Genomic DNA, 13,403 nt, shown 5'->3' on the forward strand with positions numbered 1-13,403 from the left:
AGCCCCCCAGGTCGGAATCGAACCGACGACCTCCTGTTCTTGTCTTTCAGACACGCTACGCGAACAGACAGGCGCTAACTACCAACTGAGCTACCGGGGGATAAGAGAAGAGATGATGACGAGAGCGGAGGGAATCGAACCCTCAAATCTTCAGTTTCGTAGACTGAGATGTTATCCAGTTACACCACGCTCTCAAGGCGGAGAAAGAGGGATTTGAACCCTCGGTACGGAAACCGTACAACAGATTAGCAATCTGCCGCTTTCAGCCACTCAGCCACCTCTCCACAGTGGGTCGAGCAGGATTTGAACCTGCGTGCAAAAAAGAACAGTTTTACAGACTGTCGCCTTCAGCCAGACTCGGCCACCGACCCATAATCATTCCCTCGACGAGAATTGAACTCGCATCTGTGCTTTGAAAGAACACTGACTTAACCATTCGTCCACGAGGGCATAATTTATCGAATTTTAGATTTTAAATTTTAGATTTTGGATTAAATTTTTTAATCTAAAATCGGCAATCCAAAATCCAAAATTGTCTGACGCAGAGACTAGGATTTGAACCTAGAACATCGGATTTGGAGTCACGAGGTGTTGCCATTACACCATCCCTGCATTTGGTGGCAGTGGCGGGATTTGCACCCGCATATACCAGGGTATGAACCTGGGGCTTTGCTAATTAAGCTACGCTGCGATCGCACCAGAGGCTGAGGTGAGATTTGAACTCACGATATCGGTTTTGCAGACCGACGCCTTCGACCACTTGGCTACTCAGCCATTTGGGAGTCCCGACGAGATTTGCACTCGCAATCTTCAGCTTGAGGAGGCAGCGCGTTGGGGAGGTTCCCTCCGTTGTAGCGACTGCCGTAGGCTGACGGCTTAAACTATTCGCCTACGGGACTATAACCAGGGTGACGGGATTTGAACCCGCAACATTTCCGCAGACAACGGAACGCTCTAGCCAGTTGAGCTACACCCCGATTTTTTGGAATCTGTACCTAAACTTTTAGGTTTTTAGGCACAGAATTTTGGTGAACTTGCCCATTTCTTATTCAGTTTTCAAGGTTCAGAAAGTTTACTTTTTACTGTTAGAAACTATTAGGAAAACAACCGAAATTCTAGGTAGCAAACCTGTTGTATATTACGGATGTATTCTGTGGTTTTGCTGAGTGCAAACTTAAAACTTTTTTGGTTGATTGCCTCCACTTCGGATGGTTTACAAGTAGAAGCGGCTTTCTTGACGGGAGACTCTGGTTGATTCCAGCGCCTCTGTTTGAGTTGTATGTAGAACATTACTTTGACCCTTGAGAAGCTTTGTCTTTCGCTTCACTACATTTATACTACAAAATACTACAAGATGTGTCAAGGGGTTTGAGAAAGTTTTTTTGAAATTGTCTAGAAAAGCTTCTACACTTAGATTTGAACTTGCTCACACCGATTAAAAGTCAAACTACAGCTTATGATTGGGTGAGTTTTTTAAAAGCCTGACGTGACAGATAACTACCTCAAGCGACAAAAGATAATTAGTTTTGTCGCGATCGCCTCTACGATTACAGCTTGTAGTATTGCCCCAAGCACCTCCCCACAATTGGGGTTGAACCTGCCAATAAGCAAAATCCATACTGCACAAGTTCAAGATCATCCAGTAAAGGGCCAAATTAATGCCCAATTACCGCCATCAGCTAAAGTAGAAAACCTTACATTTACAGTCCCAGCTAAATTTCAGGGAAAAACAGTTTATCAGGTGCATCCCAGTAACAATGAGAAGGTTATTGCTCTAGGCATTGATGATGGCCCCTGGCCAAAGACAACCCTAGAAATGCTGGATATTCTGAAGCAAAATGATGTTAAAGTGACATTCTTTTGGGTAGGACAAGCTTTGCAAGCAAATCCTGACCTAGCCAAGCAAGAGGTAGCCGAGGGACATGCCATTGGCAACCATACTTGGCATCATTGGTATCGACGAATGGATGAAGCCACAGCCAAGAGTGAAATTGATCGCACAGCTGATCTGATATACAAAACTACAGGAGTCAAAACTGCTCTGTTTCGTCCTCCTGGAGGTGTTTTAAATAACGGACTAGCCGCTTACGCCAAAAGCCAGAAGGACGCTGTAATTATGTGGTCACTAACTTCAGCCGATACTGACCCTCACGCCAAACCGCAGGCATTTGTAAATAATGTCCTGAAAGGCGCGAAACCTGGTTCCATTGTTTTAATGCATGATGGTGGTGGCGATCGCCAAAGAACTGTACAAGCATTGCCACAAATCATCAGCGGACTCAAACAGCAAGGCTACCGATTTGTGACAATTCCCGAACTGCTAAAAATGGCGCAATAGGTGAGAAATTTTACTCACCGAATTTTAGATTTTAAATTTTGGATTTTGGATTGAATAATCCAAAATCTAAAAAGGTCTGTTCGCGCAGCGTCTTGTAAGAGTTGCCCCCGAATTTCAACGCGAGAACAAATCTAAAATCCAAAATCCAAAATTGAGTCACCCTACTATTTTGTTTATTCGCTCATGACGGAAGCATTGCTTTCTTGAGCTTCTTGCCAAAGTTTGTGCAAAAAGAACTCAGCGCGATCGCTCATAGTGGTGACAAACACACCTACAGCATCCTTATAACTATCTGATAGCCAAGAACCCCGCAGGGTGACTTCCATATATTCGGCATCGCAGGCACAGAAGGCAATGATTCCTCTATCATCTCTTTTTACCTCAGCTTTAAGCACTTCTACTCCTGGCAAATCAACAGGAAGCAAAAAGGAAGCGGTACTGGGTTCAATGCATAAACTTTGCCCAACTCGCAGGGCTAAAATCACTCGCTGCGCTACCCATTCCTCCAGCGACAGAGTGACACATTCCAAATCAAAGCTACTTTCAGTGTAAGTTAATTTCAGCATTCCTTATGCTCTCCTGTTATTCCAGGTTTGCTTGCATATCTATCCAAAACTGTTCGGCAAAAGAAATCGCGGGGTGCATTGGTGCTTTTGGTTTGGTACGCAGTTGCATACCAGCTTCAAACAAGGTGCGATCGCCTTTACGGGAGTTACATCTCTCACAAGCTGTGACTACGTTATCCCAAGTGTGAGAACCGCCTTTAGATCGCGGCATCACATGATCTAGCGTTAGATGTTTGCCGCTACCGCAATATTGGCAATTGTGATGGTCTCGTCGCAACACTTCCCGCCGATTCACTGGCGGAACTTTCCACATCCGCTCATTAGAAGTGATTGTCAAGCGAATGTGTTTTGGCACATCAATTACTAAACTGGGTGAATGAACTCGCCATCCGCCTTCTGTGGTAAAACCCAGAGGTTGAGCTTTGTTAGTTACTAACAACACAATTGCCCGCTTAATATTGATCCGACACAGTGGCAAGTAATTTTGAGAAAACACCACCACAGATTGCTCTAACACTTGCATTGCGTTCGCGCCGCGCATGGAAGATATCGTCACAGCTTCACTCCTTATAAAAAAACCCCCGCTTCAAGTTTTAAGTGAAGCGGGGGTTAGAATTGACCGGAAAACTTTCTGGTCTTATATCGGTACAGTATTTCTTTGCCTGTACCCCCCGCTTTCTTCATCTAGTTGTGGTTTTGCAATCAGTGCACTAATGCTGAGATGTCTAAAATCATAATTACCCTCTGTGATTTGCCCATAATTCCGGCTACCATCGCCCATAAATATATACTCCACTTCCATAGCAGCTGATTCCCAACCGGCTCGGCAATTGGTAGCGCCAAAAGAAGTAGAGATGGGGTAAATGGATTTCACAGAAAATTTCACCTATTGAACATTCCTTTAAACATACTACACTTGTATTACTATCCTGTCTATACCTTTAAGGAGAAATAGTGATGCATACGATCGCTCGCACCCCAACCACCGATATGGAAGTTACCAGCATCCGCCTAGAGCGGGAACTCAAAGATAAACTCAAAGAAATAGCTGGGAATCAGGGATATCAAGCTCTGATCCGAGATATCCTTTGGAATTATGTCCAGCAAAAATCAGGTGAGTGGAAGCCTCGATTTTCGCGATCCGACATTCGAGCTAGCATAGCTGCCACAGCTCAGCAAGAAGAACGCTGTGTGCTCACAGGTCAACTAATTCAACCCCAACAACCAATGTTGTTAGGACTAACGAGGAATGGTGATATGGTTCCTCTGAGTGTCGAGAGCTTGGCTGGACAGTCTTAATATTCAGACGAATACAGCCCAGTTATTAGTAAAAATAATTGGGCTGCATTCAAAATTTAGCTTCATTGATATTTTACTGAGAGTTACGGAGATCAAAGAGTAGCTTGTTAAACCTACTAGCTTTAAAAAAAAATGTCACAAAAATTTATCAAATCAGTTAAGTAATTTTACGTGATCGGAAGGGCAATTTTGCTAGAATTCCAGAGAAATTACGGTTTATGTATACTTACAGACAGGATAAGGTTAGTAAATTATTTCACATAGAGCAGTCATAAATAAGCTAACTGAAGCATTTATAAGATATCTTAAATATTCTATTACTTATGTACCAATGTAGCAATTTGGTTGATACATTGGGAACTTGGCCATCTGAGATAGAAAAGGGCTATAACAGGTGAGAGAAAGTATTCAGACAAGATTTGTCAATTATCAGGGTGTAGCAACACAACTAACGGTGAAAAATATGCCAAGAAGTTGGGTGCAAAAACAATGGTGTTATTATCCGAGGGCATACCAAGAATGAAAAAGCCTTTATCGTCGCCGCCACATTACGTCGATGACATAGATCGACTACAACCTTACCAAGTCAAGCTGATGCAGCATCATGAAGAATCTGCCCGCCAGTTGGTACAAAAGATTAACCAAATCATTGCTAATAGCTCTGCGTCGGCATTGATGCTGCAAGATATTGCCCAATTGCTAGGAGTTGCTTTTGAAGTAGATTGCTGCTGCTTGGTTTCAGTAACGGGTGAGACATCCGACGAAGCGACTACTACTAATTGGTGTGCTGATGAGTATCTAGGGATGCCACACCCAGAAGAGATGTTTTCGATGGAACAGTTGCTTATGCACTCGCCAGTGCTACAATGTGCTGCTGAACCATTGACTATTGAAGATATTTCCATCATTCAGAACAGTCTGGTAATTGGCTGTCAATATTTGCCACTACCGATAAAAGCAGTTTTGGCAATTCCCACCCGGTTTGGTGGCAATAATAATGGGGTGATTAGTCTGATTAAATTCCAACCTTATAATTGGAGTGAATCAGAAAAACAACTGCTCAAAGAGGTGGAGTCGGCTTGCGCGATCGCTTTTTCTCGCGTAGCACAAGCCCAGCTAATTGCTCATCAACAACAGCATCTGCAAAAGAACAACCAGTATCAAAGTTTGATCAAGCAATTAACCATACTGAGTCGTAGCAACTTGGAGCTTAATCAAATGCTCCAGTTAGTTATCGCCTCTACTGCCGAATCTCTACAAGCAGATCGGGGTTTGCTTATACAACTTAAATATACAGATCCACTATTTAGGACTCAAGCTAAAAAACAAATTCCTAAAGCTAAAGCTACCGTGATCGGTGAATGGACTAGGGAAATACAAAGTCCCCGCACTAGTACACCAAATACCTTAGAGCGGTCTTTCTTGGTTTCGGAGTGTGGTTTATGCCAGCGTGCCTTCATAGATTCTGTAAAACCAGTAATCTTCGATGATTATACAGAAAAAAACGATACCTCCGCTGCTGCTCCATTATTTGCAATAAAGGAATTGCCTGCGGTATTATTAGTGCCATTGGAGAATCAAGGTAAAATCTTAGGATTCTTAGTGCTACAGCAAGCTGTCGCTCGCAGTTGGCAAGCAGCAGAATTAAATATTGTGGAAATGGTTTGTGCTCAAGTAAGTAACGCCATAATTCAGTCACAGACATTGCGCCAAGTGCAAACTTTGGTAGATGAGCGGACGGCGAAACTCCAGAGTAGTCTGGAACTCCAGGCGAAATTGCATGAAAGAACACGGCAGTATGTCGAGCAACTACGAAAACTTAACGAACTCAAAGATGAATTTTTGAGCAACATGAGCGATCGCTTGCGTTATCCTTTGACAAATATGCTGATGTCCATTCGGAACTTACGTTTGCCAGGAATAGCGCCAGAGCGTCAAGTTAGATACATGGATATCCTAGAGCAGGAATGTACAAAGGAAATTAACTTGATTAATGACTTGTTGACACTCCAGAAACTAGAGTCGCCTCACGAAGCTCCACAATTAAAAACTATAGATTTAAATACTAGAATCCAGGATATAGCAGCATCTTTTGAGGAAAAGCTCGCAGAGAAGGGATTAAAGATTTCTGTAGATTTACCAGAGGAATCGCTAAAACTGCAAACTGAACTAGAAAGTTTTGACCGTATTTTCCAGGAGTTGTTAACCAATGCTTGTAAATACTCACAGGATGATACCATCGTCCACTTACAAGCCTCTCACCGAGTTGATCAACAAATTGATCAAGTTATCATAAAGGTAACGAATACAGGACGTGCCATCTCCAAAGAAGAAGCAACCTACATCTTTGACAAGTTCCGTCGCGGAAAAGGGCGCTGGACTCCAGGGACTGGCTTGGGACTTGCTCTTGTCAAGTCTTTAGTGCAGCATTTGAATGGGGCGATCGCTGTTGAAAGTCTCCAAATCTCGGATTCTGAACAGAGCGAAATTTGCTTCACCCTGACTCTGCCGCAATTTTCTGACGAAAGCAAACCATAATTCTGAAAGTGACTAAAAAACAGAACGCAACAGAGAACCTTGATTTCCAGTCTCCTAGTGATGACATCAACCTCGAAGCGGATTTACCTACTCATCCAGTTGCTTTGTTGGCTAAGGTAGAAATTCAAATTGAGAAAATAGGAGAGCGACAGCGACAAATCAGCGCTAAAGTCCAAATTCCCCAACCAGTGGAACAAATCTGGAAGGTTCTGACAGATTATGAAGCCTTACCTGACTTTCTCCCCAACCTCGCCAAGAGTCGTCTAATCGAGCATCCCAATGGTGGAATTAGACTTGAGCAAGTAGGCTCCCAGCGCTTACTAAATTTCAACTTTTCTGCGCGGGTAATTCTGGATCTGGAAGAATACTTCCCTAAAGAAATTAATTTCCGTATGGTAGAGGGAGATTTTAAAGGCTTTTCTGGTAGCTGGTGCCTAGAGCCTTATTCCTTCGGTGAGTATATAGGAACAAATCTCTGCTATACAATTCAAGTTTGGCCTAAACTCACTATGCCAGTGAGAATCATTGAAAATCGCCTGAGTCAAGATTTACGGTTAAATCTTCTGGCTATTCACCAACGTGTAGAAAAGTTAGCCAGCAAAGAACCTTATGTATAGTTAAACTATCATTCAGGAAGTATCCTGGATGATAGTCTTGCTTCACAGATTTCCAACAAAAAACACTTTTGCTTTTTATTGTTTTTAAGTACCCCCAGGGGAATTCGAATCCCCGTTACCTCCGTGAAAGGGAGGTGTCCTAGGCCTCTAGACGATGGGGGCATCGGACTCAAACCTTTTATAAGGTAACTAATTTCCTTGCCGTTGTCAACAACTTTTGCCAAAAAAAGTTTGTGACAGCTAAACTGGGTGGAGGCAAAAGCTTGAAGAGGATACAACAATATGGAGACACAAAAAGAATTCCGTAGATGCTTCTGTGGGAAGCCGCAGGATGCACCAGCGACAGGCGCTCGGAATTTAGGGGAATACACAGATCGAAAAAACGCTAAATTCAGGAAAGGACAAAGGGTATGATGTTGTACCCTGTAGAGTTAATATCTCCGATTTTTTACAAAAGATTTTGAAATAAATCGCTCAAAATCTACAACATGGAAGCATCTTTTGAAATCACCTTACAGATGGCGATCGCTGTCCTTGCAGGCATAAGCGCCCAGGTGTTGGCTGCATACTTTCGCATACCCAGCATCGTCTTGTTATTGCTGTTAGGCATATTGTTTGGCTCTGATGGCATAGGGCTGTTGCATCCCCATTTGCTAGGCACTGGACTGGAAGTTATTGTCGCCCTAGCAACGGCAATTATTTTGTTTGAAGGCGGACTTAACTTGGATCTGCGAGAGTTAGGTAGAGTTTCAGTCAGCCTGCAATTGCTCGTTACTCTAGGAACGCTGATCACACTGCTTGGTGGGAGTATGGCTGCTCACTGGCTGGGTGAATTTCCCTGGAAGATAGCTTTTCTCTATGCTTCCATAGTTGTGGTGACAGGCCCAACCGTCGTTGGCCCTTTGCTCAAACAAATCAATGTAGATCGGCAAGTGGCAACACTTTTGGAAGGAGAAGGGGTTTTAATTGACCCTGTAGGGGCTATCCTCGCCTTCGTTGTCCTGGATACCATTTTGAACGACGATACTGACCCCATTAATGCCATCATTGGTTTACTCATCCGCCTGGGCGTTGGTGGGGCAATTGGTGGTGCTGGCGGTTATCTAATGAGTTTGATTTTCAAACGCGCTAGTTTTCTGTCATTCGAGCTCAAAAACTTAGTGGTGTTGGCAATACTTTGGAGCCTGTTTAGCTTATCGCAAATGATCCGTAGTGAATCGGGAGTAATGACAACAGTAGTTGCAGGAGCAGTCTTTGCTAATTCCTCAGTCCCAGAAGAACGTCTGTTACGGAGCTTTAAGGGCCAGTTAACAATTCTCAGTGTCTCGGTGCTATTTATCTTATTAGCTGCTGACCTATCCATTGCCAGTGTGTTTGCTTTGGGTTGGGGTAGTTTATTCACTGTTTTGGTATTAATGTTTGTCGTTCGCCCGATTAATATCCTTTTGTGTACCTGGAACAGTGACTTAAATTGGCGACAGAAACTGTTTTTAAGCTGGGTTGCTCCTAGAGGAATTGTTGCTGCCTCCGTAGCTTCTTTTTTTGCGATTTCGCTGACCCAGCGTGGCATTAACGGCGGTGATTCCATCAAAGCTCTAGTTTTCCTGACAATTATCATGACTGTTGTCTGCCAAGGTCTAACGGCTGGCTGGGTTGCTAAATGGCTACAAATCACCTCCAAAGACATAACTGGAGCAGTGATTGTGGGTTGTAATCCCTTGAGTCTTTTGATTGCCCGGTTCTTTCAAGAACGGGGAGAAAACGTAGTCATGATTGATACTGACCCCGAATGTCTTGTTCAGGCTGAGGCCCAAAATCTGCGGGTTATTGCCAGTAGTGCGCTGGATGCTGCTGTTTTGGAAGAGGCAGGACTTGCCTCTATGGGTACTTTTTTAGCTATGACAAGTAATGGCGAGGTGAATTTTGTTTTGGCTCAAAGGGCAGCTGAGGAATTTAAGCCCCCGCGTGTCTTAGCTGTTTTCCCCCGTGATCCGCAAGCGAGTACCTCGGTTAGTAATAAAGTTAATCAAGCTTTTATCCCAGACTTAGCGATTAAGACTTGGAATGAATATTTAAATGATGGGCGGGTCAAGCTGGGGACAACTACGCTAAATGAGTTGGAGTTTTCCACTCAATGCGATCGCATCCAAGAAAAAATTCGGACTGGGGTGTTGATACCGCTATTGGTAGAACGAGAAGAGCGCTTACAGGTTATGCCAGCTAACCAAGAGTGGGAAATTGGCGATTGCATTATTTACCTGTTGCATGACCCCAGACCTAGCCTTTTAAAACGCTTATCTGGTGCTACCCAATCCACTCCCCTCTCTCTAGAAAAGTTACCAGAGGTTGAAGACCTATCCCTCGCCCAATTATCTCAATTTTCCGCTAGTGAGGCTCCTGGGGTATAAGGAAGGAGGCTGAGGAAGAATATAACTCCTAATTCAGCCCTCTTTATTAGCTTTGAGAAGGAATAAATTCGCCTTCTGGTGGTTGTTACAAACTAGCAATTTCTGGACTTGGCGCTTCTTGATACATTTGCCATTCCTGCCACAGTAAAGCAGATAAATGAACTATGGCAAGAATTAGCGTCGCCATCGAAATCAGATAACTGTGTATTGTGTAAAGGTGTTCGACAGTAACTGTGTTAATGGCTCCACCACCAGTTAAAATTTCGCGCAGTTGTCCACCAATGAAAGGAATGGCTTCGATGGTTCCCAACTCAATGTTAAAACGCCAGTATCCTTCCTGAGTCCAATCTAAGATCATCGCACTCCAATCCAGCCCGATCGCACTTAGGGTCAACAAAATCCCGCTAATCCAAGCAGCTAGCCAACTCTTGCGAAATTGCCGGCCTAAAAACATCACCACAATCTGAATTAGAGCGATCGCAATTACCGCGTTACCAGCAATATCATGCGCTCTCAGAAACAACCACCCGTATGGCAATTGTGTATTAATCATCTTTAAGGAGTTATAAGCTCCGCCTGCTGTCGGTTCATAGTAAAAAGCAAGCAAAACTCCGGTAGATACATAAATTAAGCACAGACTTAGAATCACGACTGATAATATCGTCGCTATTCGTCGCAAAATCTTATCGAACTGGGTGCTTTGCATGGCTCACCCCTCCTGTTCTTAACTAAGTATTTATTCTTATTACAATTTTAGCTAAGAAATATTAATAAATGTTGTATTTCTAAATTAAAAATAAAGTTTTTTAAATCTAATATGAATAGCACTAATATCAGCCCAAAGTCTTGTGTTGCCAACTTCCCAGCCTCCAGGCTGGGAAGTTGTGCCTTTTCCGGTCAATTAACTTTGACGGTTATTTGATAGTTCTATTACCTAATTGTGGCGGACAGGTTTTTCCTGGTAGGGATGTCGGTACATGACAAAGCCAGTTATAAATAAAATCAAGGGTGACATGACGTACTTTTTTCCGGTTCATAATCGCCACTTTGTAAGTTGGATTTTTTACCCCCCTCAATCCTCCCGATCATTGGAGGGAAGAATTAGACTCCCTCCCCAACTCCCCAATGCATCGGTGAGGATTAGGGTGGAATCAAAACTGTACGGAAATCGTCGCCAGAACAGTCAACGGATCTCCGGGACGCAGATAGTAGCCTTGAGACACGTAATATGTGGTGTCGAAAAGATTTTTGAAGTTGAGACCAAATCGCCAATTTTCTTTTTTATAGAAAATAGAGGCATCAGTTCTGACGTAGGAAGGAATGACAACTCCATCGTTTGGTAGATTGGCTTCGGTATCGCCAACAAAAAACAGTCCTCCACCAAATCCCAATCCTTTGAAAGAACCACTTTGAATTTCATAGGTTGTCCAGAAGCTAGCAGTATTCCTTGGCACACCGACTAATCTGTCACCCACAGGTAGGTTATTATCCTCGCTAACATAGGTATCGTTATGGGCAAAAGATGCAATTACATTCCACCCAGGTAAAATTCGCCCAGAAATATCGAATTCAATACCTTGACTCTTGACTTCTCCAGCTGCAATTGAGTAATCAGTTTTATTTGGATCGGTTGTAGGTACGTTGGTTTTTCTAATCTCGTATGCTGCAAGTGTTGCCGAAAGCTTACCATCCAATAACTCGGTTTTAATACCTGCTTCATACTGGGTTCCACGAGCAGGTTTTAATGCCTCTAGGCTAGCTGTTCTGGCATTGTTGGGTACAAAAGACTCGCTATAACTGGCGTATAGGGAGATTGGCTTTATCGGTTGGTAAACCAGTCCCACACGGGGTGAAAAAGCTTCATCGTAAAAGTTATTTGCAGAAAGGAGTGCACCATTGTTATTCAAGTCTGTGGTTCTGTCGTTGTAGCTGACAAAATCATATCTTCCACCAACCAGTAGCTTCAAATTAGAAAGTAATGTTACCTGGTCTTGCAAGTAAATACTTATAGTATCGGTATAAGACCCCTGTGCTTGTGCTGTATCGACGAAACTGGTTGGCAGTGGCGCACCATATACTGGATTGAAAAGATTAATCCCAGGAGCGGCAGTGCGAAGGTAATCAAGAAACCGGTTTTGCCAACCTAACTCTAAACCCAGGAGCAGCTGATGATTAATCGAACCAGTTTTGAACTTGCTGACTAATTCATTTTGCAGATCAAATGTTTGAGTGTAACCGGCACCTCCAGCAAGCCTTCGGGATACTGTCTGACCATCCGCTTCAAGTGAGTCTGGTCGGACAACGTTATTATTATCAGAAGTAGTAAAGTATGCTGAAAAGGCACTATGCAGCCGTAAATTTTCACTGAAGGTATGATCTAAAGTCAAGTAAAATGCATTAGAGTCAACATTGTACTTGTCGGCGCTTGGTTCTCCTAAAAAACGACTGATGGGAACTTGAAAAGATTCACGAATAGGTAGCAAACCATCATAAAATGTTCGATTTTGAGCAGTATGCTCATATTCCAAAGTCAAGTTTGTATTATCGCTGATCTTATAGGACAATACGGGCGATATTGAGAAATATTGCCCGTGAACAAAATCTATAAAACTCCCAAAATTTTCATAGCCAACATTCAAGCGATACAACAACTTTTGGTCAGAGGTGAGTGGTCCAGAAATATCGATTGAGGATTTATAATCACTGTAACTTCCGACTGTAAATTCACTTGCATAATAGGGAGTTGCAAGCGGTTGTTTGGTGACATAATTGACCACACCACCCGGTTCAAACTGACCATATAGCACTGAAGCAGGACCTTTGAGAACTTCAACTCGTTCAATGCTGTTAGGATCGATGTAGTTATCTCCAGCTGGGAAACCATTTCTCAGGCTATTGAACGTTAAAAATCCCCGGATGATATAAGCATCTGTGTTAGCACCGTAACTACCTTGTAGTGAGACACCACTAACATTGCGTGCAGCATCGCTAATCCGGGTGATTTGCTGATCCTTGATAACTTGTTGGGGAACAACTTGAATTGACTGAGGGATATCGCGCAGTGGTGTATCGGTTTTGGTGGCAGTTGTTGCATTTTGTGCTTGATATCCGTCTTCTTCACCCGTTACTACCAACTCAATCGGTTCATCACTATTGGTTGATGGTTTTGGCTGTGTTTGACTCTCAGGCTTTTGTTGTTCAGGAGTTGGTTGGCTTTGCGGTGGCTGTTGTGATGTCGTAGAAGGTGCAGTACTTGCAACGCTAAAAATCAAACCCTCATCAGGACTGTCAAACAACTCTACAGTCAGTACACTCGCTTCACCAATCACCGTCACCCGGATAGTATTGGCATTAAAATTCGTGACTGTTATCTGTGTAACACCCTTTACAGGCTTATCTGAGCGGAATATGAATGCTTCGCCCGATGGTAGACGCAGTTGAGCATTGGGAATATCAGTGATGAAATTGCTACCAGCACTGCGATTGACTAGTTGCAACTGTTCGCCTTTAGTTGTCCGTAAAATAATCTCCACACCTTTAGTCGTGGGGTGCGATTCGTTCACTCGAAATGAGTAGAAATATTCAGGGATGAGTGACATTTGAGAGATAACCCTAATGGGTTGAGTTCGCACTTTAA

The 13,403-nt window shown here is 43.2% G+C and carries 12 protein-coding genes and 11 tRNA genes; 5 read left to right on the forward strand and 18 right to left on the reverse strand.

Translation table 11 applies throughout. From position 1 onward, the window contains the following. Positions 1-2: 2 nt before the first annotated feature. From V7K30_RS09815 to V7K30_RS09865, 11 genes are all read right to left on the reverse strand, one after another. A tRNA-OTHER gene (locus V7K30_RS09815) sits at positions 3-100 on the reverse strand. Between the two features lie 19 nt (positions 101-119). Beyond that, positions 120-194 (reverse strand) — tRNA-Arg (locus V7K30_RS09820). Between the two features lie 4 nt (positions 195-198). Further along, positions 199-284: transfer RNA gene (locus V7K30_RS09825), tRNA-Ser, on the reverse strand. A 4-nt stretch (positions 285-288) separates the two neighbouring features. Beyond that, a tRNA-Tyr gene (locus V7K30_RS09830) sits at positions 289-371 on the reverse strand. Positions 372-378: 7 nt separating this feature from the next. Then, a tRNA-Glu gene (locus V7K30_RS09835) sits at positions 379-449 on the reverse strand. Positions 450-540: 91 nt separating this feature from the next. After that, a tRNA-Trp gene (locus V7K30_RS09840) sits at positions 541-612 on the reverse strand. Positions 613-615: 3 nt separating this feature from the next. Beyond that, positions 616-691: transfer RNA gene (locus V7K30_RS09845), tRNA-Met, on the reverse strand. 10 nt (positions 692-701) lie between these two features. Further along, positions 702-774 (reverse strand) — tRNA-Cys (locus V7K30_RS09850). Between the two features lie 3 nt (positions 775-777). Then, positions 778-899, reverse strand: a tRNA-OTHER gene (locus V7K30_RS09855). A gap of 4 nt (positions 900-903) precedes the next feature. Continuing rightward, a tRNA-Asp gene (locus V7K30_RS09860) sits at positions 904-977 on the reverse strand. 118 nt (positions 978-1,095) lie between these two features. Continuing rightward, entirely contained in the window at positions 1,096-1,290 is a 195-nt protein-coding gene (locus V7K30_RS09865; protein ID WP_334998872.1) for a hypothetical protein, read from the reverse strand. Between the two features lie 196 nt (positions 1,291-1,486). Here V7K30_RS09865 and V7K30_RS09870 point away from each other — a divergent pair, with 196 nt between their 5' ends. Continuing rightward, complete coding sequence (locus V7K30_RS09870) at positions 1,487-2,338, forward strand: polysaccharide deacetylase family protein (protein WP_334998873.1); 852 nt, start codon at positions 1,487-1,489, stop codon at positions 2,336-2,338. A gap of 173 nt (positions 2,339-2,511) precedes the next feature. Here the strand turns inward: V7K30_RS09870 and V7K30_RS09875 are convergent, their stop codons facing one another. The 3 genes from V7K30_RS09875 to V7K30_RS09885 all read right to left on the reverse strand — a co-directional run bounded on the left by V7K30_RS09875 (position 2,512) and on the right by V7K30_RS09885 (position 3,790). Then, positions 2,512-2,904, reverse strand: coding sequence for an alr0857 family protein (locus V7K30_RS09875; protein WP_334998874.1), 393 nt, complete (start codon positions 2,902-2,904; stop codon positions 2,512-2,514). A gap of 16 nt (positions 2,905-2,920) precedes the next feature. Continuing rightward, positions 2,921-3,427, reverse strand: a complete 507-nt coding sequence (locus V7K30_RS09880) for an HNH endonuclease (RefSeq protein ID WP_334998885.1) — start codon at positions 3,425-3,427, stop codon at positions 2,921-2,923. Between the two features lie 114 nt (positions 3,428-3,541). Then, entirely contained in the window at positions 3,542-3,790 is a 249-nt protein-coding gene (locus tag V7K30_RS09885; protein WP_334998875.1) for a hypothetical protein, read from the reverse strand. A gap of 71 nt (positions 3,791-3,861) precedes the next feature. Here V7K30_RS09885 and V7K30_RS09890 point away from each other — a divergent pair, with 71 nt between their 5' ends. The 3 genes from V7K30_RS09890 to V7K30_RS09900 all read left to right on the forward strand — a co-directional run bounded on the left by V7K30_RS09890 (position 3,862) and on the right by V7K30_RS09900 (position 7,358). Beyond that, entirely contained in the window at positions 3,862-4,203 is a 342-nt protein-coding gene (locus V7K30_RS09890) for a hypothetical protein (protein WP_334998876.1), read from the forward strand. A gap of 519 nt (positions 4,204-4,722) precedes the next feature. Next, on the forward strand, positions 4,723-6,741 hold the full coding sequence (locus tag V7K30_RS09895) for a GAF domain-containing protein (RefSeq protein WP_442941055.1): 2,019 nt from the start codon (positions 4,723-4,725) through the stop codon (positions 6,739-6,741). Between the two features lie 8 nt (positions 6,742-6,749). Continuing rightward, a complete protein-coding gene (locus V7K30_RS09900; RefSeq protein ID WP_334998878.1) occupies positions 6,750-7,358 on the forward strand; it encodes an SRPBCC family protein in 609 nt (202 codons plus the stop codon). A gap of 89 nt (positions 7,359-7,447) precedes the next feature. On the opposite strand, the gene V7K30_RS09905 is transcribed toward V7K30_RS09900, so the two are convergent. Next, a tRNA-Glu gene (locus V7K30_RS09905) sits at positions 7,448-7,520 on the reverse strand. Between the two features lie 326 nt (positions 7,521-7,846). Here V7K30_RS09905 and V7K30_RS09910 point away from each other — a divergent pair. Then, positions 7,847-9,766: a cation:proton antiporter gene (locus tag V7K30_RS09910; RefSeq protein ID WP_334998879.1), complete on the forward strand. Its 1,920-nt coding sequence runs from the start codon at positions 7,847-7,849 to the stop codon at positions 9,764-9,766. An 85-nt stretch (positions 9,767-9,851) separates the two neighbouring features. Here the strand turns inward: V7K30_RS09910 and V7K30_RS09915 are convergent, their stop codons facing one another. From V7K30_RS09915 to V7K30_RS09925, 3 genes are all read right to left on the reverse strand, one after another. Further along, the gene (locus tag V7K30_RS09915; protein WP_334998880.1) at positions 9,852-10,472 is read right to left on the reverse strand and encodes a cytochrome b N-terminal domain-containing protein; all 621 of its coding nucleotides are present in this window, start codon (positions 10,470-10,472) and stop codon (positions 9,852-9,854) included. Positions 10,473-10,680: 208 nt separating this feature from the next. Next, positions 10,681-10,803: a hypothetical protein gene (locus V7K30_RS09920; RefSeq protein WP_334998881.1), complete on the reverse strand. Its 123-nt coding sequence runs from the start codon at positions 10,801-10,803 to the stop codon at positions 10,681-10,683. A gap of 114 nt (positions 10,804-10,917) precedes the next feature. After that, on the reverse strand, positions 10,918-13,403 hold a 2,486-nt coding region (locus tag V7K30_RS09925), incomplete at its 5' end, for a TonB-dependent siderophore receptor (RefSeq protein ID WP_334998882.1).

The sequence above is a fragment of the Nostoc sp. genome, assembly GCF_036917655.1.
Classification (GTDB): Bacteria; Cyanobacteriota; Cyanobacteriia; order Cyanobacteriales; family Nostocaceae; genus Nostoc.